General features: G+C 40.1%; 23 protein-coding genes, 1 other RNA gene and 1 pseudogene. 13 read left to right on the plus strand and 12 right to left on the minus strand.

The window, feature by feature from the left end:
- Window positions 1-9 precede the first annotated feature (9 nt).
- Together RCG24_RS03060 and RCG24_RS03065 are read left to right on the plus strand one after the other, a co-directional pair.
- The gene (locus RCG24_RS03060; protein ID WP_202655425.1) at window positions 10-987 is read left to right on the plus strand and encodes a DUF2515 domain-containing protein; all 978 of its coding nucleotides are present in this window, start codon (window positions 10-12) and stop codon (window positions 985-987) included.
- 393 nt (window positions 988-1,380) lie between these two features.
- Window positions 1,381-1,653 (plus strand): hypothetical protein, encoded by a 273-nt coding sequence (locus RCG24_RS03065; protein WP_202655426.1) that lies wholly within the window; start codon window positions 1,381-1,383, stop codon window positions 1,651-1,653.
- 94 nt (window positions 1,654-1,747) lie between these two features.
- On the opposite strand, the gene yppF is transcribed toward RCG24_RS03065, so the two are convergent.
- Window positions 1,748-1,960: a YppF family protein gene (gene yppF, locus RCG24_RS03070; RefSeq protein ID WP_202655427.1), complete on the minus strand. Its 213-nt coding sequence runs from the start codon at window positions 1,958-1,960 to the stop codon at window positions 1,748-1,750.
- 310 nt (window positions 1,961-2,270) lie between these two features.
- On the minus strand, window positions 2,271-2,507 hold the full coding sequence (locus RCG24_RS03075) for a hypothetical protein (protein WP_235888202.1): 237 nt from the start codon (window positions 2,505-2,507) through the stop codon (window positions 2,271-2,273).
- Here RCG24_RS03075 and RCG24_RS03080 point away from each other — a divergent pair.
- Window positions 2,501-2,812 carry a YppG family protein gene (locus RCG24_RS03080; RefSeq protein ID WP_235888203.1) on the plus strand — a complete coding sequence of 104 codons (312 nt, stop codon included), beginning with the start codon at window positions 2,501-2,503 and terminating at the stop codon, window positions 2,810-2,812. The genes RCG24_RS03075 and RCG24_RS03080 overlap by 7 nt on opposite strands.
- 44 nt (window positions 2,813-2,856) lie before the next feature.
- Here the strand turns inward: RCG24_RS03080 and RCG24_RS03085 are convergent, their stop codons facing one another.
- Both RCG24_RS03085 and RCG24_RS03090 read right to left on the minus strand, forming a co-directional pair.
- Window positions 2,857-3,333 carry an Hsp20/alpha crystallin family protein gene (locus tag RCG24_RS03085; protein ID WP_308078297.1) on the minus strand — a complete coding sequence of 159 codons (477 nt, stop codon included), beginning with the start codon at window positions 3,331-3,333 and terminating at the stop codon, window positions 2,857-2,859.
- A 160-nt stretch (window positions 3,334-3,493) separates the two neighbouring features.
- A complete protein-coding gene (locus RCG24_RS03090; RefSeq protein WP_202655428.1) occupies window positions 3,494-4,192 on the minus strand; it encodes a Crp/Fnr family transcriptional regulator in 699 nt (232 codons plus the stop codon).
- A 160-nt stretch (window positions 4,193-4,352) separates the two neighbouring features.
- Between RCG24_RS03090 and RCG24_RS03095 the strand changes: the two genes are divergently transcribed.
- The 7 genes from RCG24_RS03095 to RCG24_RS03125 all read left to right on the plus strand — a co-directional run bounded on the left by RCG24_RS03095 (window position 4,353) and on the right by RCG24_RS03125 (window position 11,536).
- Window positions 4,353-6,656, plus strand: a complete 2,304-nt coding sequence (locus RCG24_RS03095) for a DEAD/DEAH box helicase (RefSeq protein WP_308078298.1) — start codon at window positions 4,353-4,355, stop codon at window positions 6,654-6,656.
- Complete coding sequence (locus tag RCG24_RS03100; protein WP_308078299.1) at window positions 6,647-7,915, plus strand: ribonuclease H-like domain-containing protein; 1,269 nt, start codon at window positions 6,647-6,649, stop codon at window positions 7,913-7,915. The genes RCG24_RS03095 and RCG24_RS03100 overlap by 10 nt, the downstream gene beginning before the upstream one ends.
- Window positions 7,916-8,344: 429 nt before the next feature.
- On the plus strand, window positions 8,345-8,659 hold the full coding sequence (locus RCG24_RS03105) for a CotD family spore coat protein (protein ID WP_202655431.1): 315 nt from the start codon (window positions 8,345-8,347) through the stop codon (window positions 8,657-8,659).
- 138 nt (window positions 8,660-8,797) lie between these two features.
- The gene (locus RCG24_RS03110) at window positions 8,798-9,355 is read left to right on the plus strand and encodes an SLOG family protein (protein WP_202655451.1); all 558 of its coding nucleotides are present in this window, start codon (window positions 8,798-8,800) and stop codon (window positions 9,353-9,355) included.
- A 134-nt stretch (window positions 9,356-9,489) separates the two neighbouring features.
- Window positions 9,490-9,792: a cell division regulator GpsB gene (gene gpsB / locus RCG24_RS03115; protein ID WP_202655432.1), complete on the plus strand. Its 303-nt coding sequence runs from the start codon at window positions 9,490-9,492 to the stop codon at window positions 9,790-9,792.
- Between the two features lie 80 nt (window positions 9,793-9,872).
- Window positions 9,873-10,253: RNase P RNA component class B (rnpB, locus tag RCG24_RS03120), an RNA gene on the plus strand.
- Between the two features lie 137 nt (window positions 10,254-10,390).
- Window positions 10,391-11,536, plus strand: coding sequence for a THUMP domain-containing class I SAM-dependent RNA methyltransferase (locus tag RCG24_RS03125; protein WP_202655452.1), 1,146 nt, complete (start codon window positions 10,391-10,393; stop codon window positions 11,534-11,536).
- 134 nt (window positions 11,537-11,670) lie between these two features.
- Here the strand turns inward: RCG24_RS03125 and RCG24_RS03130 are convergent.
- From RCG24_RS03130 to RCG24_RS03150, 5 genes and pseudogenes are all read right to left on the minus strand, one after another.
- Window positions 11,671-11,974, minus strand: a pseudogene (locus tag RCG24_RS03130) (metal-sulfur cluster assembly factor).
- Between the two features lie 13 nt (window positions 11,975-11,987).
- On the minus strand, window positions 11,988-13,232 hold the full coding sequence (locus RCG24_RS03135) for a hypothetical protein (RefSeq protein WP_202655059.1): 1,245 nt from the start codon (window positions 13,230-13,232) through the stop codon (window positions 11,988-11,990).
- A 12-nt stretch (window positions 13,233-13,244) separates the two neighbouring features.
- A complete protein-coding gene (locus RCG24_RS03140) occupies window positions 13,245-13,454 on the minus strand; it encodes a DUF2249 domain-containing protein (protein ID WP_202655060.1) in 210 nt (69 codons plus the stop codon).
- Between the two features lie 13 nt (window positions 13,455-13,467).
- Complete coding sequence (locus tag RCG24_RS03145) at window positions 13,468-13,701, minus strand: DUF2249 domain-containing protein (protein WP_202655061.1); 234 nt, start codon at window positions 13,699-13,701, stop codon at window positions 13,468-13,470.
- A 26-nt stretch (window positions 13,702-13,727) separates the two neighbouring features.
- A complete protein-coding gene (locus RCG24_RS03150; RefSeq protein WP_202655062.1) occupies window positions 13,728-14,420 on the minus strand; it encodes a Crp/Fnr family transcriptional regulator in 693 nt (230 codons plus the stop codon).
- Window positions 14,421-14,661: 241 nt separating this feature from the next.
- On the opposite strand from RCG24_RS03150, the gene RCG24_RS03155 reads away from it, so the two are divergent.
- Window positions 14,662-17,031: a nitric-oxide reductase large subunit gene (locus tag RCG24_RS03155; RefSeq protein ID WP_308078300.1), complete on the plus strand. Its 2,370-nt coding sequence runs from the start codon at window positions 14,662-14,664 to the stop codon at window positions 17,029-17,031.
- 26 nt (window positions 17,032-17,057) lie between these two features.
- Here the strand turns inward: RCG24_RS03155 and RCG24_RS03160 are convergent, their stop codons facing one another.
- A complete protein-coding gene (locus RCG24_RS03160; protein WP_202655064.1) occupies window positions 17,058-17,204 on the minus strand; it encodes a hypothetical protein in 147 nt (48 codons plus the stop codon).
- A gap of 127 nt (window positions 17,205-17,331) precedes the next feature.
- Here RCG24_RS03160 and RCG24_RS03165 point away from each other — a divergent pair, with 127 nt between their 5' ends.
- Both RCG24_RS03165 and RCG24_RS03170 read left to right on the plus strand, forming a co-directional pair.
- Window positions 17,332-17,565, plus strand: a complete 234-nt coding sequence (locus tag RCG24_RS03165) for a DUF2249 domain-containing protein (protein ID WP_202655065.1) — start codon at window positions 17,332-17,334, stop codon at window positions 17,563-17,565.
- Between the two features lie 279 nt (window positions 17,566-17,844).
- Window positions 17,845-18,741, plus strand: a complete 897-nt coding sequence (locus tag RCG24_RS03170) for a DMT family transporter (protein ID WP_308078301.1) — start codon at window positions 17,845-17,847, stop codon at window positions 18,739-18,741.
- An 84-nt stretch (window positions 18,742-18,825) separates the two neighbouring features.
- On the opposite strand, the gene RCG24_RS03175 is transcribed toward RCG24_RS03170, so the two are convergent.
- Together RCG24_RS03175 and RCG24_RS03180 are read right to left on the minus strand one after the other, a co-directional pair.
- Window positions 18,826-20,484, minus strand: coding sequence for a b(o/a)3-type cytochrome-c oxidase subunit 1 (locus tag RCG24_RS03175; RefSeq protein WP_308078302.1), 1,659 nt, complete (start codon window positions 20,482-20,484; stop codon window positions 18,826-18,828).
- A complete protein-coding gene (locus RCG24_RS03180; protein WP_202655068.1) occupies window positions 20,481-20,960 on the minus strand; it encodes a cytochrome c oxidase subunit II in 480 nt (159 codons plus the stop codon). Before RCG24_RS03180 ends, RCG24_RS03175 begins: the two co-directional genes overlap by 4 nt.
- Between the last annotated feature and the right edge of the window lie 12 nt (window positions 20,961-20,972).

A 20,972-nucleotide genomic window follows, 5' to 3' on the forward strand; every position in this document is an offset into this window, starting at 1 on the left:
AGAGTATATATGAATCATCTTACAATACAGGAACAGCATATTATCCGTCAAATTAGATGGGAAACTAAAAAGAAAAACGTCGATAATATCTCGCGGACAAATGCGTACTTTACTTACTTTAAACAGAATCCCGACATTCTTTGGGCTTTTCTAGCCAGCATGGTATCAAGGAATGGCGGCTGGAATATGTGTGACCTTAAAGGAAATATTTTTTCCCAACTGATTGCCCCTCAAACCAGAAAACAACTCTTTTTAACTTACGAAAGAGCCAATTGGCTTATATTCCAGGATGCCTTTCCACAGTTGCTTATTTATCAATATTCGACGAAATTCAGCCGACCTTTGTTTCATTTACTGCCTTATTTCAATATTTCCAAATTTATTCAGAGGGAATGGAAGCGTTATTGGGAGGAAAAGGATAGGGAACGTCTAACAACCGCGTTAATTATTAATGAGCAGAACGTAATTCAAACACCGGTAATCGAACATCCCGTTTATCAGAAGAAAGTTTTTCACTCTTTGCTGTTCCATTTTCAGGATTGGCTTCACTTCAGCTGTGTCCTCTTTCCCACTTGCGGCGGTGAGCTATATGGAGCTAGTGTCAATGGGTTCAGCAAATTATCAAACCGGATCGGCTTGGGGAAAAGGCTTGTCAGTATTCTCTTTCATCCCCGTCTGTTTCCCCATTTTTTTGAGTTTGCCGAAAAAACTGCGCATACCGGCTCCAGATATGATTATGAACAATTTTTCAAGCAAAAGACTGTTCGAAAAACGCCGATGCTGCGGACAAGCTTTCCTATAATCGAACACCATCAGCAGACATTTGAGGATTGGAGTCAACAACGGGTGATATCCCCGGCATGGTTGTACGTTCCGGCAAAGCACAAACACCCGATTCATTTAACGGATTGGTATTTTGCTAAGTCTTATCAGCTGGAACTATTGCTAACACTGCAAAAAGCGTTACAGCTAAAAGGCTTAAAATAAGAAAAGTGAAGGCCCCTCGAGGGGATAGGAGCCTGAACTGGACAATAACAAAAAGCAAGGTTGCCCTTGCTTTAGTGAAAGGTTTTAAATTAAGTTGATGGTCTGTCGGGGCCTTCAAGTTTTTTATCGCCATAACCGGCTCGTCTTTCTGTGTCAGCTTGTATCGGCTGCTTTTTATTCTTGTTATCTTTTTTAGACACTATCAACACCTCCGAGTATAGCTTGCGCTGTTTTTGGTTTTTCATGCGAAAGTGGAAATTGTCGAAGTAATAGCGGGAACTTGCCACAATGACACTATCTTTGACGAATCACTTCTAGTTTTGTCAAGGAGGAAGGAAGAAGAAATATAATGGAGAATAAAAGTGATTAAGAAAATACGAGGGGGATATAAAAATGACTGATTCACAAACCGAAAAGGAAAGACTCCTATCCATGCTGGCGGAAATCCAAGACCAATTAGAAGAATTAGAATCGGTTCTGGAGGCTTCTTTCTCCGAGCAGCGAAATAGAATGAAACGGGATGAGCAAAACAAATTAGTTAATACAGCCAATCAGCTTTCCAGCTTGGAAAACAAATATAGCCATTTTCATCACATATCCCATAATGAAGATAGGATTTGCACCGCTCCGGCTAAAACGCAAAACTTAAAATGGGCGTTTAAGTAATTCGATCGTTTAAAATGAACGGAATTCAAAGCATTGAGAATTCACTCCATAACTTCCGATAAAACCACCAAAAAAAGATGCCAAAGCATCTTTTTTAGTTGTTATTTCTGATGAGGGAGTTTTCGAGAGCCATTTCAGGGAATGTTGCTCCATGACTTTCTAGCTCACGAACTAATGTGCGATATTCTTTAATGCTAATTTCATTATAAATATAAGTCTTTTTGGCAAAATCCATGAGCGCATTAACATCTTCAGTAAAGTAATTTCGACTTTTGATAAATTTCTCTTTTAATTCGCGAATATTCATTTTTCTCCTCCTTCATCATTTTTTAGCTATTAGGAAAGTATAAAATTTCCACCCAATTTTATACTTTCCTATGTCGCATAAATTCAACTATGCCTCTGTCTTCGTCCTAACGGTCTCGCCAATCGGCAAGTTTTCATTTATATCGTAACATGAATGAAAGGGCTTTCTTAGTTTTTTAAAAATTTAAACTTTAGACAGACTTCCACTAATTTTGACAAAATCTTTATTCCTTGGCTTTATTCACCTTTCATTTTTGTCCTTCATAAAGTGTAATAGTGATAAATGCGGAGGAGATGTTTGCCCATGTTTGCTAAAAGGAGAGCAACGAATCACTTTTATAATGGATCCCAGGGGCAAATGATGAACCAAGTTCCCATGGGGTACCCACAAAACCAACTGCCATATACTGCTCAGCCCATTCCTTTTCAGCACCGGCCTCAAAAGCAAGAATGGAGTTTGATTCAGCGGCCTGGTCCTTTTTATCCACAAGGATTTCAACCATATACGCAAAGCTTTTATCCCGGTCCGGGACCTCAACAGTTGTCATATCAGAATCAATACGCTTTACAAAAAGATTCGCAGTTTTTATTTCAAAATCCGTTACAGCCGAAGGAAGAAATGATTACAAACCCTTACTTGCCGATCAATGGTTTCCCAATTATGAACCCGTACCCAAAACAAAGCTTCATTCCAAAACCTCCGAACGGAATACAGTCGATTATGAATTCCTTTAAATCGCAGGACGGGTCAGTGGATTTTAATAAAATGATGAATACGGCGGGACAAATGGTGAATGCCGTTACGCAGGTTTCATCACTTGTAAAGGGATTGGGAGGGATTTTTAAAACATAAAGAGACGGCCAATTAAGCCGTCTTTACAATTTTTGCTACTAAAATTAATCAATTTCAATCATTTTCCCTCTTTCTCGGGGAATGCGCACCCGTAATAGGCCGTCACGATATGAAGCTTTAATCATTCTTTCATTAATTGTATGGGGAAGTGAAATCGTTCTTGAGGATTGCTGACGGACAAATTTACGCTGATAAATTTGATTTCTGCTATCTTCGGCTGTTTCCAGTTCTTTATTTTCAACGGAAATTGTTAAGTAATTACCGGTAATGTTTAAGTGAATTTGTTCCTTTTTTACACCGGGTAGTTCAGCAGAAACAATATATTCATCTTCGGTTTCAACAGTATCTACGTGGAAGCCCCCCTCAAAAGGAAAAGGAGTTTTGAAAAACTCATCAATGGATTGCAAAAATCCTCTAATTGGCTTTTCATTAAAAAATTCGTTCATTGCTTTTCGAAAGTCGGCAAATGGATCCAGCGGCATTTTTGAGTTATTCTTATCGCTTGGAAGATTAGATGACAAGGTAAACCCCTCTCTTTCCCAATTTTCACACGATATCATATGCATTGAAAGCCGAGGTTGTGACATCTTTTCTATCCAGCGAAATGGAGGTTAATTATTCCTATGGGGGGTTTTTCAAAGCAAATGTGAAAAAAACCGCAGCAACGATCGGCTGCGGTGGTTAAACAAGGTGGATTTCCTCCATTAATATTTCAATATCCATAATCATATTTCCTTGATCATCGACTTCAATTAATTCATCTTTTTTCATTTTTGTCAGGGTCCGGCTGATGGTTTCTCTCGTTGTACCAATCATATTGGCTAAATCTTTGTTGGTAAAATGCGATTTTAACAAAATAGTTCCATCGTCTTGTTTCTCCCCATGATTTTTGGACAAACGAATTAACAGCTTGACGATTTGTTCATAGGTATTATTTAGGATTTGCTCTTCTAAACGGTTTTGTAAATCAACAATTTTTTCGCCTAACACCCTAAAAACCTTAATACAAAGCTCAGGATTTTCAATCAGGACGTTTTCAAATTTGGCAATTGGAATGGTGATCAGTGTCGCTGGTTCTAGCACTTCGGCATATGCAGGATAATCCCCTTTTCTGAAGAAGCCGACATGCGGAAACATATCGCCATTTTTCATAATGTTAACAATTTGTTCCTTGCCGCTGACATCACTTTTATATATTTTAATTTTTCCTCTATAAATAAAATAGACATTTTCGAGCGGGTCCCCTTGAAGGAAAACATGGCTGCGTTTTTTCCATTCCCTCACAATCGAAATATCCGTGATTTTTGTCAGCTCAAAATCATTTAAATCACGAAACAGGGAGAAGCCGGAAAGGAGTTTTTTTATCTCGTCAATCTTCATTCAATCACCTTCACAATATGTTCACTCACTTTATTGTAACAAATAGTAAGCCTGAATGATTACTTTTTTTGCCGAAAAATCATGGTCCTCTAAAAATACGATTATTTTTCTTTAATAACGAACGTTTATTCGCTAAAATAGAGATAATGGGGTGATATGGATGAGTTTGAAAAAAAGTTTACCGGAAATTCTTGAAGACTTAAAAATAAATGATGAATTCAAAGAAAATATTGTAACATGGCGTAAGATTCCCGAGAAGGAAGCAAAAACTGTGGCATTGCCGGAGGATTTACATCCCGCACTCATAAAGGCGCTTCATGCTAAAGGAATTGAACAACTTTATACCCATCAGAAGTCAGCATATGAGAAGATCATGGCGGGCAATAATATGGTAGCAGTAACGCCAACTGCTTCTGGGAAAACATTATGTTACAACCTGCCTGTTTTGCAAACGATTCTAACGAATCCTAGTGTCCGGGCGCTCTATATGTTTCCGACCAAAGCACTCGCTCAAGACCAAAAGAGTGAGATCAATGAAATGATTCAAGCGGCAGGTGTTGAGGTAAATAGTTATACATATGACGGTGATACACCGGCAAATATCCGTGGACGGGTCAGAAAAGCAGGTCATGTGGTGATTACCAACCCGGATATGCTCCACTCGGCGATTCTGCCGCACCATACGAAATGGGTTTCATTATTCGAAAATCTAAAATTCGTTATCATCGATGAGCTTCATACGTACCGCGGCGTCTTTGGCAGTCATGTAGCCAATGTTATTAGAAGGTTAAAACGAATCTGCCGTTATTATGGCAGTCAGCCTGTTTTTATTTGTACGTCCGCTACGATTGCCAATCCGCGGGAACTGGCAGAAGCATTAACCGAGGAAAAAATGACACTCATTGATAATAATGGGGCACCGAGCGGGAGGAAGCATTTCGTTTTCTATAACCCGCCCATCGTTAATAAGCCGTTAAATATCAGAAAAAGTGCTACGCTCGAAGTCCGGAAGCTTGCCGGGGAGCTTTTAAAAAACAAAATCCAAACAATTATTTTTGCCAGGAGCAGAGTGAGGGTCGAAATTATCTTAACTTATCTACAGGAGTTAGTTAAACATCAATTAGGGCCTAAATCAATCGTAGGTTACCGCGGTGGTTACCTGCCGACCGAACGGCGGAAAATCGAGAAAGGCCTGCGCTCCGGTGAAATTTATGGAGTGGTCAGCACAAATGCACTCGAACTTGGTGTTGATATTGGCCAGCTGCAGGTTTGTATTATGACCGGATACCCTGGAACGATCTCCAGTGCCTGGCAGCAGGCCGGAAGAGCGGGGAGGAGACATGGAGAGGCCTTGGTTATTATGGTGGCGAGCTCAAGTCCGCTAGATCAATATATTATCCAGAATCCCGGCTACTTTTTTTCAAAAAGCCCGGAAACAGCAAGGATTAATCCTGATAATCTCATTATTTTAATTGATCATATGAAGTGTGCCGCCTATGAGCTGCCGTTTAAAGCAGGCGAAGAGTTCGGCGCTGTCGGGACTGAGGAACTGTTGGAGTATTTAACCGAGGAGCGGGTTCTTTACCGCAATGGAGATAAGTGGTACTGGATGAACGACTCTTTTCCCGCCCACAATATCAGCCTGCGTTCGGCCTCCCAGGAAAATGTGGTGATTGTTGACCAAACAGATGTCGCAAGTGTAAAAGTGATTGGTGAGATGGACCGGTTTTCAGCGATGACACTGCTTCATGATGAAGCAATTTATTTGCATCAAGGAAGGCAATTTCAAGTGGAAAAACTTGATTGGGAGGAAAAGAAGGCGTTTGTTCGTGAAGTCGATGTTGATTATTTTACGGATGCCAATTTAGCCGTCCAATTAAAAGTTTTAGAGGTCGATAAGCTGCAAACATCCAAAGCCGTGGAAATGGGTTTCGGTGATGTCAGTGTCAGAGCGATGGCAACGATTTTTAAAAAAATCAAGTTTGAAACGCATGAAAATATTGGTTCGGGACCGATTCATCTTCCCGAGGAAGAACTTCATACAAATGCCGCATGGATCTCATTACAGCAATCATTGACGGAAATGGGGCAGGATCGCCTTGAACAAGGTTTAATCGGTGTCGCGCATGCTTTAAATCATATTGCCCCGTTGTTTGTCATGGCTGATCCACAGGATATCCATGTCATTCCGCAGGTCAAGGCAGACCATAATGAAAAGCCAACGATCTTCTTTTATGATCGTTATCCAGGCGGCATCGGTTTAAGTGAAAAAATTTATGGTAGTATGGAACATGTCTTTTCCGAAACAAGGAAAATGATTATCGGCTGTGAATGTGAATCCGGCTGTCCGTCATGTATCGGTACGGAGGCAATCAATCAAACGGCCAAAAGGGACGCGTTAAAGATTATTGAAGCCTGCTTTCCAGCTTTTTATGTTGACAAGGAAGTGCCATCATGTCATTAAAAAATAAATTAAACCGCTTAAAACCATATTTATCGGGAGCAGAGCGGGCAGAAAAAAACAGTTCCTTGGCACCCAGCAACGCCATTGATGTGCCTTTCCAAGAACGCTGGGAAGAGGAAGGGATATTCCCTTATTTTTTCGATCAGAACTACTGTTTAGTCAGGGAAGTGAAATACCCCCTGGCGCAAAAACACGGACATTATCGATTTGAAGATTTTCTTACCGCGGTGGACATTTGGAATCATACGGCTATAAACCATCCGCTATCCGCCCGCGGATTCCAGCCGGAGGACCTGTTTTTTTTCGATACGGAAACCACCGGACTTGGAGGCGGTGTTGGTAATACAATTTTTTTACTTGGTCATGCCAGTGTTTCCGGCGATCAGTTAATTGTGCGTCAGCACATTCTTCCGCATCCGGGGGCAGAAGTCCCTTTATACCAAAGCTTTTTGGAAAAAGTGAATTATAAAACACTCGTTACTTACAATGGGAAATCGTTCGATTGGCCGCAGGTTAAAACAAGACATACGCTAGTAAGGGAGCATGTTCCGAAACTGCCGGCATTTGGTCACTTTGATTTATTTCATGCGGCAAGGAGGTTATGGAAACATAAATTGGATCGGATAAAACTAGCGGTGGTCGAGAAACAGGTTTTGGGGGTGGAAAGAGTGGATGACATCCCGGGCTTTTTGGCGCCGATGATTTATTTTGATTTCATTGAAAGCAAAAAGCCGGAGGGCATACTTGGCATTTTGAAACATAATGAAATCGATATTTTATCACTTGTGACGTTATATGCGCATCTCACGTTCCAATTATGCGGGGTGGACCCCGGTCGAACGAGGATGGAAACCTATGAGGTAGGGAAATGGTTTGCGGCAATTGGCGAAAGAGCCGAAGCAGAGAAAACATTCACAAAACTGACTGATAGCCAGGATTTAACCTCTTTTCACGCCAAACAGGCATTAGCCTTACAGGCAAAGAAAGACCGCGATTGGGAAAAGGCGAAACAATTATTTCTAGATGTTGCCGATTCAGAGGAAGAATTGTTAAGTCTGGAGGCTTGTGTTGAACTTGCGAAAATATATGAACATAGATTAATAGATTTACAACAGGCGGTCTTTTTTTGTGACAAGGCGCTTCGTCTGTCCTTACAGGTTAGGGGCAAGGCTAAATTATCAGGTGAAACCTCAGGGGAACGTCTGAAAAAAAGACATGATCGCTTAACGAAAAAATTGGCTAAACTTTCCTGCTATTAGCCAGTTTTAGCAAACATGATACAAAAAAACTGATGGTTGGGCAATTTTATTAGAAGTAACAAAATGTTCACATTTGCAACCGAAAAAACCAGTAATTCCATATTGTTAATCTTCAGTTAACAAGGTACAATTTACAATTGTTGAGAAAAACAACTCTAGAAACTTATGGAGCTGGTATTATGTACAAAGCGATTTTATTCTTATTTTTTGTGGTCGTCTGTTTAACTGCTGTCGTTTTTACCAGTCTGAAAGATAGCTTTTATTCATTTTTTTAACCATCGCTGGGCTTGGTCTTTGAGCACTTGAAGATGGTTATAAACACAATTGGAATTAACCGCGAAAAATAGGTATTTTCATTAGTACAAGAGTACTCCTTTCTTCATAGGCTGTTAATGTAAACACTATATGAATGGAAGGGAGATAAAAACTATGTTTCTTGGAGCTAATGTTACACCACCGGTTATTCATCCGACCACCAATTTTGTGAATCATACTTTTTCTACTACGGTGGTGCCGCATATTCATCCGGTCCATACCACAACGGTAAACCATCATATGTTCCAGCATAAGCATTACTGTCCACACACCTCTTCTTGTTGCGAAGATGTATGTAATCAGCATGTGAACTGCTGTAATCCATGTGCACCAGGCGGAATGCCAGCTGCTAATGCGATGCCGGGATTTGGAATGGGTATGGGTGCTGCAGGATTCGGTCCAGGACCGTTTATGGGACCCAGACCTTAGAGCTTAAAGGAGTAAAATATATTTCAGGGGCTTTTGGCCCTTGTTTTTTATTTCTTTTTCTTATTGATATGGTATGCTGATTTTAAAAAAAATGTTTGTCCTATTTTAAAAAATTTTTGCTGAAGGAGAGCATTCTTGATTAAAGTATTAGCGATTTCCGGTTATAAGCCATTTGAGTTAGGGATATTTAAAAACGACCACCCATCTGTTTCCTTTATCAAAGCGGCGATTAAAAAGGCTTTAATACCTAAACTGGAGGAGGGACTGGAGTGGGTTCTAATCAGCGGACAATTGGGTGTGGAGCTATGGGCAGCGGAAGTTGTTTTTGATTTGCAAATTGACTTCCCTGATTTAAAGCTTGCGGTGATTACTCCATTTCTCGATCAAGAAACGATGTGGAATGAGCAGAATCAAAAATGGTATGAATCGGTTCTGATGCAAGCCGACTTTGTAGATTCCGTGACCAAAAAAGGCTATGAAAAGCCGTGGCAATTTCGCTTGAAAAATCAGTTTTTTCTCGATAAAAGTGATGGCCTTTTATTGCTGTATGATCATGAGAAAGAAGGCAGTCCAAAATACTTATTTGAATTGGCCATGCAGTATCAGAAGAATCATGATTATCCGATTGAACTTATTACCTTCTCTGATTTACAAATGATCATCGAAGAAGAACAATGGAAACATTGGGAATATTAGCTATTTAAAGGAATAGTAATTGATTGTTGAATATAATCAATTATGATCTTACATCTTAGCTTAAGAAAATTGACAAAACCACAGATTTTTGAAAAAATAATAGGTAATGATGGGCAAAACTTGAGGTGATTTAAATGCTGTCAGATAAAATAAAATTAACCGCCAAAGATATTTTAGAGAAAGAATTTAAAACTGCCGTACGCGGTTATAAACAAGAAGAAGTAGATAAGTTTTTAGACCTAATCATCAAAGATTATGGTACAATGCATCAGGAAATTGAAGATCTTCAGCAGGAAAATCTAAGACTGCGAAAACAGCTTGAAGAGGTCTCGAAAAGACAGCCTGTGGCACAACCTGCCGGGACAACTAATTTTGATATTTTAAAGCGATTATCCAATCTCGAAAAGCATGTATTCGGCAATAAACTTGATGATTAACAGGGGATACCACGATTTCCAAATAATTACCATTGAATTAACAGCATGAGATACATATAATAAGATAGTAATCATTACTAACGTTCGGGTAATCGCGGCAATATTTGCTGAGGAAAGTCCATGCTCGCACGATGCTGAGATGCTCGTAGTGTTCGTGCCTAGCGAATTCATAAGCTAGGGCAGCCGGCGAAGCCGGTTGACGGCCGGGAAAATACCTAAGTCCGTTGGGATATGGTATGAATACCTATAAAAGTGCCACAGTGACGTAGCCTTTTCAGAAATGGAAAGGGTGGAACGGGTAAACCCCACGAGCGAGAAACCCAAATTATGGTAGGGGCATCTTCCCGGAGGAATTGAACAAAGGGAAGGACAGATGTAAAAATCTGTAGATAGATGATTACCGCCTTTGTACGAGATCTATGTCGTTTGTAGTACAGAGGAACAGAACATGGCTTACAGAACGTTTTTAATGAATAATTTTTGCCAATAATCGCCCTCCTAAATTGGGAGGGCCTTTTATTCGTATATAGGACTATTTTGTTATTGGACCATAATAATGGCTAAGAAAACAGCACATAGCAACGATAAGGGTGAAAATATGGGTACATATCAGATTATTGCGACCGCTGCGATGGGGCTGGAAGCGTTGGTTGCCAAAGAGGTACGGGCACTTGGATATGAATGCCAAGTTGAAAATGGTAAAGTCACATATACGGGAGATGAAAGCGCCATTGCCAGAAGTAATCTGTGGCTTCGAACGGCTGACAGGATCAAGCTAAAGGTCGGTGAATTCAAGGCTTTTACCTTTGATGAATTATTCGAACGGACAAAAGCCCTTCCTTGGGAAGAATTCCTGCCGGAGGACGCTGAGTTCCCTGTGATTGGGAAATCAGTAAAATCGAAGCTGTTCAGTGTTTCCGATTGTCAGGCGATTGTCAAAAAAGCGATTGTCGAACGAATGAAACAGCATTATAAACAAAATAGTTGGTTTGCGGAAAATGGCCCTTTATACCGGATTGAAGTGGCCTTATTAAAGGATCTAGCCACCATTACAATCGATGCCAGCGGACAGGGTCTGCATAAACGGGGCTATCGGACTGCCCAAGGGGAAGCACCGCTAAAAGAAACATTGGCTGCAGCCCTTATCATGTTGACTAATTGGCATCCTGATCGGCCATTCTACGACCCTTTCTGCGGCTCCGGCACGATTCCAATTGAAGCGGCTTTAATTGGCCAAAATATCGCTCCGGGTTTTAACCGTGATTTCGTTTCTGAGGAGTGGAAGTGGCTTTCTTCCCGGGTCTGGGAAGAGGCTAGAATCGAGGCGGAGGATTTGGCAAAATATGATCAACCGCTTGATATAACTGGCTCTGACATCGATCATCGCATGGTAAAAATCGCACAGGAAAATGCCTTTGAGGCCGGTTTTGGCGATCTGGTCCATTTTAAGCAAATGCAAGTGAAGGATTTTACAGCAACAAAAGAATACGGTGTGATTGTCGGGAACCCTCCCTATGGTGAAAGGATTGGCGAGAAAACGGCTGTTGAAGCAATGTATCGTGATATGGGGCAAGTCTTTAGCCGTTTTGATACCTGGTCCATTTACATATTGACCTCGAATGAACAATTCGAGCAATTATATGGAAAGCCGGCAACAAAGAAACGTAAGCTTTATAACGGTTCGATTCGTACCGATTTATACCAATATTGGGGCAGGAAACCGCCGCGAAATCATGAAGTTTGACACGATTCAATAAGAAAAGCGAAAGCGCCTTTGGTGGAGCTTCCGCTTTTCTTTGTCCAGCTGCAGCGCCTAACCCCTCGAGGTCAAAGAACATTTGCTTGTCGGGGCTGACCAAGGCGCTTCCGCTTTTCTTTTTACCATCTTCCTAATGCTCTTTTTCCTTCCTCTGTCATTTTGTCAGGGGACCATGCTGGTTCCCAGAACGAGGTTAACCTCGACGTTTCTGGTTTCTTCAAGCGCTTCGACACAGTAGCGCACTCCGCTCGTAATACTGCTGTGAAGCGGGCATCCTGGTGTTGTTAAGGTCATGGTAATTTGTACATCGCCTTGTTCAGTAGTCCCGATACCATATATTAATCCTAAATCGACCACATTCATATTTAATTCAGGATCATAGACGCTTTTTAATGCTTCGAGTATTTTCTCTTCTAAGTTCATCGTAAACACCTCGTTATTTTTTTAAAACGCTAAAGATTCCACCAGCAAACACGATAAATACAATCGATGCAACGAATTGTCCAATATTAAAGAGAACTGCAGATTGGATGATTAAGGAACAAAAAACGACAGCTACTGCGGTTATCAATAATGACAAAACAGGGGCTATGAGTTTTTCATTCATCATTTCCTTTAAAGCAGGTACCTTTGCTTTGCCAATTTCTTTACTGTATTTATAGGTCCACCAGAGGAAAGGAACAATCTTATATAAATAGCCTGTGATGCTAAGAACGATCCAAAGTAAAATATAGGCGTAGACGAGCGGTCCGATCACCTTATTAAATGTTGAAGTCCATAAAAGCAAGAAGGCTGCCAAATGAATAATGTTTCCCAAGCCAATAGCTGACAAAGCAAATGAGAACGGCTTATCGAGTTTTTTCTTTAACCTTTTGTTAATGATGATGCTGATATGCCAGCTGAAAATGGAAAACCCCACTAACAGTAGAAAGAAACCAACCTTTGTTAAAACGCTTTGTCCATTAAAGAAGGAAATGAGTGTGATGATCAGTCCTGCTGTATAAAATCCATATACATATCTGGCATGAATCATTGGAAAACCATGCGATAATGAAAACATCGGAACCATCTTATAGGAAAATCCGAAAATTAACAGAGTAAACCAGCCGGTAAGGCCCATTAATAAATGGCTTTTAAAAATAGCTTGATAATAGTTGGTACCGGTACCTGTTTCTAAGCAATATATTAAGGTGATCCCTAAGGATATCGTCAGCAGCAAGCAAACTAAAGCGGTTCCGACAAAAGCCGTCAGGATATTTGGCTTAGCCTGTGTTTGTAAGGTCATCAGCATTTGAAATATAAACATTAAAATTCCCAAAAGGGTCAGGATCCCTGGAATCAACGCATGTTGCGGTGAAAAATATAAAGTGACAGCAAAGGAGATGACTCCTATTGCCGTAATGAAAAATTGGATAAAACCCAATTTTTCACTCCAAATTTTAGTTAAAAAGGCCACTGGTACCAGCTGGTACATCGCTCCCATAGCAATCATCAAGGCCCACCCCAGGACTAATAAATGGGCTGCCGACCAAATCCCCGGAATTCGAAAGCTGCCCCCGGTCACCATTTGCCCGTTAAATAGCAACATGATTTGCGAGGCAATGAGGGCTATTAAACTAAATAATATAAAGGAAAAAGGAAGTTTGAAATTGGTTTCACTTCCTAAATTCTGCGGAAGCATAGTCTCACCTTCTTAACGAAAGATTTCAATTTTAAAACTTCCATCTGATTGTTGTTCGGTTCGCTGTTTATATCCGAGTTCTTCCAGCTGCTCATAAAGGAACATGGGTCTTCTATCATTAATAATCGTTAATACTTCATCATCTTTCATTTTTGTTAATGCAGCTAAAGTCCGCATCATTGGCTGTGGCGGCTCAAGACCACGATTATCTAGCATTTTCATTGATTTCACACTCCTAGTTGCTCTTTGTAAAGGTTACTTTCCAATGCTTTTTTTCGATTTCCTCCGCCTCATGGGAAAAGCCCTTTGCTTTTAAAATGGCAAACAGCGGGGTTGGCTTAAACGGGGCATGAAGAATGAAGATATCGCCCTGATTGCAATCCTTTACAGCCTCCATTATTTTTTGGAATGGCTCAATTTTATTTTTTAAATCTTCTCTAACATCTAATTCAATTATTTTCGGTTCCATTTAACCATCCTTACCTTTCCTTCAAATTAAGAAAACAATTCTCCTTGGAGGGATTCACGGTCGATATAGTAAAACCCATCCTCACTCAGAACAACTTGCTTTTTCTTTTTTAATTGGTTAATCGTACGGCTGACAGTTTCCCTGGAAGTTCCAATCATATTGGCCAATTCCCGATTTGTAAATGGGGTTGTCAGCTTATAATGACCCCCGATTTTTTCCCCATTCGTTTTACATAACCTAATAAGCAGGAGAACAATTTGTTCAAATGTATTATGAAGAACCTGCGCTTCTAATCTCCCTTGTAAATCGATAATTTTTTCTCCCAGCACTTTAAAAAGTTTAATACAAAGTTCAGGAAAAGAAATGAGGATTTCTTCAAATTTGTCAATAGGGATAACAATTAAATCTGCATCCTCGATAACCTCAGCATGTGCTGGATAATGCCCCTTCCTAAAAAAGCCGGCATGAGGAAACATTTCACCCGGTTCCAACACCGAGACAATTTGCTCCTTACCGGTAAAATCAGTTTTGTAAATTTTCACCTTACCGCGATGAATAAAGAAGACACGATCAAGGGGGTCGTCCTGCATAAAAACATACATCTTATGCTTATAAAAGCGAGTTAGGGCAATCTCCACGATGGGAGCTAGTTCATCGGATGATAACTCTTTAAATAAGGGGACATCGGATAGTCTCTTTTCTATGTCCTCTTGCCTCATTAACATCACCTTCATGTTATTAATTACTCTATTCGGAACTATTTTAGCAATGAAATCACAGTAAATATGTGACCTGCATCATAGAAGTGAAGTTTTTATGAAAATAATTCTCGATGTGACAAAATTGTGAACAAAAATCCGCTAAATGTGAGAATTATCACAGATTAAAAATGAGGCGCCTCACACTGTAGAATTATTGGAAAGCTAAAATATGATTTGTAATGAAAAGGAGGAGAACCAAATGGATATCCAAAGGGGAACAGCCACAAAAAAAATGGCAAAGGAAAATAAAAATGCCCTATTGAAATCTATTCTATTAGTCACTATTATTCTTAGTTTCACAGTTTTGCTTGGGGGAGGTTATTGGATCTTCAAGGAACAAGCTCCTAGGCCGCTGAAAATCACCAATCAAAAGGGTGAAGTATTGTTAACGAAAAAATCAATTATGGGCGGCCAGGCCGTATGGCAAAAATACGGATTAATGGATTATGGTACCGTGCTTGGACATGGCTCCTATATGGGACCGGACTATACGGCCGAAGCATTAAAAATATATACCGAAGGAATGCAGGATTTTAAGGCAAATCAACAGTATCAGCAAAATTATGCGACCCTAAATACGGATGATAAGGCAATCATCAAAAATCAAGTTATTAAGGAAATGCGAAAAAATCGTTATGATTCAAGCAAAGATACTTTGCAGCTTACGGACGCACAGGCGTTTGGCTTGGAGAAAGTGCGTACATATTATAAGAAGATTTTCACAAAAGGCGATGGCTGGGGTTTAAAGGCCAATCTAATAAAAGAATCAGATATGCCAACAAGTCATCGTGCCTATGTAGATAACGGGGATCAAATAAAGCAAATTTCTGATTTCTTCTTCTGGACGGCCTGGCTCTCAAGCACTGTACGGCCAGGAGACAAAATAACCTATACGAATAACTGGCCGTATTACGAAGATGCCGGAAATCATCTGTCTTTCTCAGCTGTATGGTGGAGCGGAGCAAGCGTTACGATATTAATTTTAATGATTGGGATTATTCTATACTTCTTCTACCGTTATCAATTTAGCATGAAAGAGGCCTATAAGGAAGGAAATTTCCCGCGGATAGATTTACGTGCCATGCCGGTGACAAGTTCGCAGGTTAAAACAGGAAAGTATTTTGCCGTTGTTTCAGTGTTATTCTTTGTTCAATGTATGTTTGGGGCGTTACTTGCCCACTATTACATTGAACCGGAGAGCTTTTTCGGAATAAAGTGGATTCATGATATCCTTCCATTTAATATCACAAAAGGCTATCATTTGCAGCTGGCGATATTCTGGATTGCAACTGCCTGGCTTGGAATGGGGATCTATGTAGCACCGCTTGTTGGCGGTTATGAACCGAAGAAGCAAGGATTATTAGTTGATATTTTATTCTGGGCATTAGTTGTCCTTGTCGGCGGCAGCATGGTCGGCGAATGGCTTGGTGCCAAAGGCTATTTAGGCAACGAATGGTTCCTGTTCGGACACTCAGGCTGGGAATATATTGAGCTGGGACGTGTATGGCAGCTGATTCTGATCGTAGGTATGTTTATTTGGCTGTTTATTGTCTTTCGGGGAATTAAAGCCGGATTAAAGAAAGAAAGTGATAAAGGCGGTTTAATTCACTTATTATTTTACTCGGCAATTGCTGTTCCAGCCTTTTATATCTTCGCATTATTTATTAATCCGGATACAAGCTTTACCTTTGCTGATTATTGGCGTTGGTGGATCATTCACCTTTGGGTGGAAGGAATTTTCGAAGTGTTTGCCGTAGTGGTAATCGGGTTCTTACTTGTTCAATTGGGACTCGTTACGAAAAAATCAACTGTTAGACAATTATACTTCCAATTAATTTTATTGTTAGGCAGCGGGGTAATCGGCATTGGCCACCATTATTACTATAACGGATCCGCTGAGGTTTGGATAGGACTTGGTGCTGTTTTCTCAGCTCTGGAAGTCATTCCGTTGACATTATTAATTCTTGAAGCATATGAACAATATAGAATGATGCGTGATGGCGGCGTCGATTTTCCTTTCAAAGGTACCTTCTGGTTCTTGATTTCTGTTGCCATCTGGAACTTGGTCGGTGCTGGTGTCCTAGGATTCTTGATCAATCTGCCAGCCGTTTCCTACTTTGAACATGGGCAATTCTTAACACCAGCTCATGGACATGGTGCGATGATGGGGGTATATGGTATGTTTGCCTGTGCAGTCCTGCTATACTCCTTAAGAAATGTTGTAAAACCAGAGGCTTGGAATGATAAGTGGATTAAATTTAGCTGTATCATGTTAAATATCGGTCTTGCCGGAATGGTCTTCTTATCGCTGCTTCCTGTCGGTATTAAGCAAATAAAAGAAGCCTTCTATCATGGTTATGCAGCCAGCCGTTCCTCGGCATTCCTGAAACAGGATTTTGTGCAAACTATATTAACCTGGCGTGCTGTTCCTGACACCATTTTCCTAGCCGGAGTAATTGTTCTTACACTATTCTGCATTAAAGCGCTTTTCAATTTGCGTAAGCCAACACATAAAGAGGGGGAAAAGCTCCCGGTTAAAGATTTAACACTTGATTATGAAGAAGAATAAATAAGGAAAATCCGTAAGGCTCAGCTTTACGGATTTTCATTTTTTTTGCATATAGTTTCGTAGCAAGTGAAGCAGTAACTTTGTTTTTCATCCGTCATGACTCCATTGAAAAAACCGTCTAAACAATAAATGTCTTTACCACAGCAACTGCAGGTGCCAACTAATTCCTTCATCCCAAATCCTCCTTTGCCTTAAACCTATTAACAAAATCATCAATAAACTGTGATAGGGTTCACTATTTCTTGGAAAAACATTTTTTATAATGTAATAGCAGTTAACGAAATAACAGGAGTGATTCTATTGCAAACTTTTGCTAAGGTAATAAATGTACCAGATTATCCACCACGTGAAAAACATCCAACGATCTTTAAAGCATTTGATGCGTTAGCATCGGGGGAAATCATGCAAATTATCAATGACCATGATCCAAAGCCCCTGCTATATCAATTTATGATGGAGAGAGCAGAGCAATTTACTTGGGAGTATACTGAAGAAGGTCCTGAAATTTGGAAAGTAACGATTAGTAAGAGATAATTTTTGCTGATTTGACAAGTCCCTCTTTAAAACATTCGAGAAACCCATTATTTTAGATAAATTTATTTTACAACAGAAATAACTTCTGTTGTATTTTTTTATAAAGGGGAGATCGCTTGCACCGTCTTTTAACTTTTCAGAAGAATGTGATAAAATTTATTTTATGAAAAAGGGGGAAGCTTTGATGGATTTTGGACCATTAACTATGGAGTTCTTAGAATTATGTCAGAAAGACATTGATTATTTATCAGAAAAATATGGAAAGGTGTATCAGTTAAATTGAAACACGTTTACCCGATTTTTTTGATATCTATTAGTGCGACGTTATGGGGGATTATCGCGATCTTTGTTCGGAAACTTTCAGCTATTGGCTTATCTTCAATGGAAATTGTTACTATCCGAGTGGTAATGGCAGCCATATTGCTGGGGATTATCGGACTGGTAAAATATCGGCCGCAGATGAAAATTTCTCTATCAGATTTGAAGTTATTTATCGGGACGGGAATCTTTAGTATTGTGTTATTTAATTGGTGCTATTTTACTTCCGTTAATCAAATGAATTTATCTTTAGCGGTCATATTGCTTTATACATCGCCAGCTTTCGTGACCATTTTATCATTTTTGTTTTTAAAGGAAAAAATGACATGGCTAAAGGCTGTCTCAGTCTCCGGAACGATCCTGGGGTGTATGCTAATTGCCGGCGTCAGCCAACATGATGCTGCCTCTTTAAGTACGCTTGGCATTATTACTGGTCTTGGTGCCGGTTTTGGTTATGCCTTATATAGCATCTTTGGTAAATTTGCCTTGGAAAAATATCAGCCGTTTACCGTTACCTTTTATACATTTTTAATCGCGGCTATTTTCTTACTCCCAATTTCCGGTCTATGGAATAAAGCAGGATTACTTTTTAGTGGGCAAGTCCTCATTTATGGAATTGGTTTTGCGTTGTTTCCAACCGTTATTGCCTTTTTATTATATACGAAGGGGTTGGAGAAAATTGAAAGCAGTAAGGCAGCCATCATTGCAACTGTTGAACCTTTGGTGGCTACTTTATTAAGCCTATTACTTTATAAGGAAAGCTTTGGATTGATTCAGGCCATTGGATCCAGTCTAATTCTCGTATCAGTTATTATCGTTAATCTGCCAAAAAAACAAAAGGCTTCAATCATCGATTGAAGCCTTCGTTTGTCCTAGTTTTCAAGTGTTTTTTTCTTTTGTTTATCTAAAGATGTTTTCTTTTAACGAAGTATTTACTTTTTATTACCATGTCTTAAAGCCTTTTGAGCCAATTGGTGCATTTTGAATGATATCAATGAATGGCACCGTGTAGGCAAACAAGATAAGTACAGCAGTTATTCCAAGCCATAATTTCCAGTTTTCAAATACCAATGGTGCTTTTTCTTCCAGATTCTCTGCTTCACCAACAGGGAATTCTTCTTCTCCTTTTGGTGCAAAGAAAGCGAGATTAATAAAAATGATTAAGAACAAGATAATCCCAATGAATAAAATCGATCCGCCGACTGCTTGGGCAATTTGGTATGGAATCCAATCTAAAGCCTGCTGTGAATTCCCATATGTTGAAAAACTTGAGCGTCGTGGTCCGCCTAAGAGACCTTCAAGATGCATTGCTACAGACATGAACGTCATTCCAATAAACCAAACCCAACCTTGGATAATCGCCAATTTATTCATGGATTTTGTTAGTTTACGCCCCGTTAAATGCGGGACAAGCCAATAAGACACACCCAGGAATGTTAATAATACAGCGGTTGCAACTGTAAGATGAAAGTGACCCGTTACCCAAATAGTGTTATGAACTACCTGGTCCATTTGGTTGGAAGCATTGACAATACCACCAGCACCTGCAGGGATAAATGCAACCATACCGATAAATGGAACGGTAAAGCGGGCATCATTCCACGGAAGTACTTTAAACCAGCCGAAAAGGCCTTTTGCTCCCTTGCTACGTCCATATCTTTCAAATGTAGCGAAGAGGGAGAATGCGGTCATCAATGATGGGATGACAACCATAAATGTCAGGATAACTTGAATGAACTTCCATGCTGGATCAATCCCCGGTTCCATTAACTGATGGTGGAAACCGACCGGAACCGAAAATAGCAGGAATAAAATAAATGTCAAACGAGCTAAAGAATCTGAGAAAATTTTGCCACCAATTACTTTTGGAATCACAACATACCAAGCCATATAAGCAGGAAGTAACCAGAAATAAACCAGCGGGTGACCGAAGTACCAGAAGAGCGTACGGCTTACCAGGACATCAACCCGGTCAACCAGACCCAAAGACCATGGAAGCAATTGGAATAATACAGTTGAGGCTACACCAAGGGTAGCGACAATCCACATTACTGTATTAATAACAGCCATAAAGGACAAAAGCGGACTTGGTTTCCCAGGATTATTCTTCCGCCATTTAGCGTAGGTCATAATTTGTGCTGCACCATCAACCCAGCTGCCGACAACGACCAAGGTTAAACCTAAGTAGAAAATCCAATGTGCTTGAAGCGGTGCATAGAACGTATAAAGAACGGATGCTTTATTGGTCAAAATCATCGCAGCCGCCATTAATGTTCCAATTGTCATCAGCCAAAAACCAATCCAACCAGCACGTCTCGCTGCATTAGAGTGGGTTCCGGCTGTTTTGCTGACTGCAGCATATTGGAATCCCATGATGAAAAACGTAGTTAAAATAAGCCCCATTAACACACCGTGGGTGGTTAAAATCTCATAATAGCCTATTCCTAATGGTAATTCGAATTTACCGGAACGGACGAGCACTTGCAGTAAGCCCATAAGTCCCCCAAGAGCAAGCGCTATAAAGGCCACATAAAAATGCGCCATTGAAACCTTTGCATCTTTGGGATCAACCTTTACCTTTGCCGAAACACTATTTATCATTGTTTAACCACCTCTATCTTTGAGAACATTAAATGGTGACCCGAGCCGCAATATTCGTTACAAACGACTAAATATTCGCCAGCTTTATTAAATGTTGTCGTATATTCGCTGACATAGCCAGGTTCAAGCATCATATTAATATTCGTTCCGGCAACTTCAAAACCGTGAATGACGTCTTTCGTTGTAGCAATTACCTTTACTTTCGCCCCAAGAGGAACTTTTACTTGAGCGGGATTATATGAGAATGCCTGCGCAACATAGACTAGCTCATAATCCCAGTCTTTTCCTTCTACTTTATGTAACCCCGGTTTGTCGAATGGCTTTTGCTGATCGACCTTATCAGGGTCTACTGTTGTTAAACAGCTTGGTGGTTTATTGCCAAGGTAGAAGGCGCTTACACCTATCGTGGTTAAGAAAAGAACCAGGCAGCTAACACCCACTATTAGCCAAATTTTTTCCAGCTTATGCATATGCATAATTTTTTCCCC

Origin of the sequence: Neobacillus sp. OS1-32, assembly GCF_030915425.1 — a bacterium.
Classification (GTDB): Bacteria; Bacillota; Bacilli; order Bacillales; family Cytobacillaceae; genus Neobacillus; species Neobacillus paridis.

What these genes read in the sequence shown, in the direction of transcription:
- RCG24_RS03060 (WP_202655425.1), top strand. Translation starts at nt 10, where the DNA reads ATGAATCATCTTACAATACAGGAACAGCATATTATCCGTCAAATTAGA.
- RCG24_RS03065 (WP_202655426.1), top strand. Translation starts at nt 1,381, where the DNA reads ATGACTGATTCACAAACCGAAAAGGAAAGACTCCTATCCATGCTGGCG.
- yppF (WP_202655427.1), bottom strand. Translation starts at nt 1,960, where the DNA reads ATGAATATTCGCGAATTAAAAGAGAAATTTATCAAAAGTCGAAATTAC.
- RCG24_RS03075 (WP_235888202.1), bottom strand. Translation starts at nt 2,507, where the DNA reads ATGACAACTGTTGAGGTCCCGGACCGGGATAAAAGCTTTGCGTATATG.
- RCG24_RS03090 (WP_202655428.1), bottom strand. Translation starts at nt 4,192, where the DNA reads ATGAAGATTGACGAGATAAAAAAACTCCTTTCCGGCTTCTCCCTGTTT.
- RCG24_RS03095 (WP_308078298.1), top strand. Translation starts at nt 4,353, where the DNA reads ATGAGTTTGAAAAAAAGTTTACCGGAAATTCTTGAAGACTTAAAAATA.
- RCG24_RS03100 (WP_308078299.1), top strand. Translation starts at nt 6,647, where the DNA reads ATGTCATTAAAAAATAAATTAAACCGCTTAAAACCATATTTATCGGGA.
- RCG24_RS03105 (WP_202655431.1), top strand. Translation starts at nt 8,345, where the DNA reads ATGTTTCTTGGAGCTAATGTTACACCACCGGTTATTCATCCGACCACC.
- gpsB (WP_202655432.1), top strand. Translation starts at nt 9,490, where the DNA reads ATGCTGTCAGATAAAATAAAATTAACCGCCAAAGATATTTTAGAGAAA.
- RCG24_RS03125 (WP_202655452.1), top strand. Translation starts at nt 10,391, where the DNA reads ATGGGTACATATCAGATTATTGCGACCGCTGCGATGGGGCTGGAAGCG.
- RCG24_RS03135 (WP_202655059.1), bottom strand. Translation starts at nt 13,232, where the DNA reads ATGCTTCCGCAGAATTTAGGAAGTGAAACCAATTTCAAACTTCCTTTT.
- RCG24_RS03140 (WP_202655060.1), bottom strand. Translation starts at nt 13,454, where the DNA reads ATGAAAATGCTAGATAATCGTGGTCTTGAGCCGCCACAGCCAATGATG.
- RCG24_RS03145 (WP_202655061.1), bottom strand. Translation starts at nt 13,701, where the DNA reads ATGGAACCGAAAATAATTGAATTAGATGTTAGAGAAGATTTAAAAAAT.
- RCG24_RS03150 (WP_202655062.1), bottom strand. Translation starts at nt 14,420, where the DNA reads ATGAGGCAAGAGGACATAGAAAAGAGACTATCCGATGTCCCCTTATTT.
- RCG24_RS03155 (WP_308078300.1), top strand. Translation starts at nt 14,662, where the DNA reads ATGGATATCCAAAGGGGAACAGCCACAAAAAAAATGGCAAAGGAAAAT.
- RCG24_RS03160 (WP_202655064.1), bottom strand. Translation starts at nt 17,204, where the DNA reads ATGAAGGAATTAGTTGGCACCTGCAGTTGCTGTGGTAAAGACATTTAT.
- RCG24_RS03175 (WP_308078302.1), bottom strand. Translation starts at nt 20,484, where the DNA reads ATGATAAATAGTGTTTCGGCAAAGGTAAAGGTTGATCCCAAAGATGCA.
- RCG24_RS03180 (WP_202655068.1), bottom strand. Translation starts at nt 20,960, where the DNA reads ATGCATATGCATAAGCTGGAAAAAATTTGGCTAATAGTGGGTGTTAGC.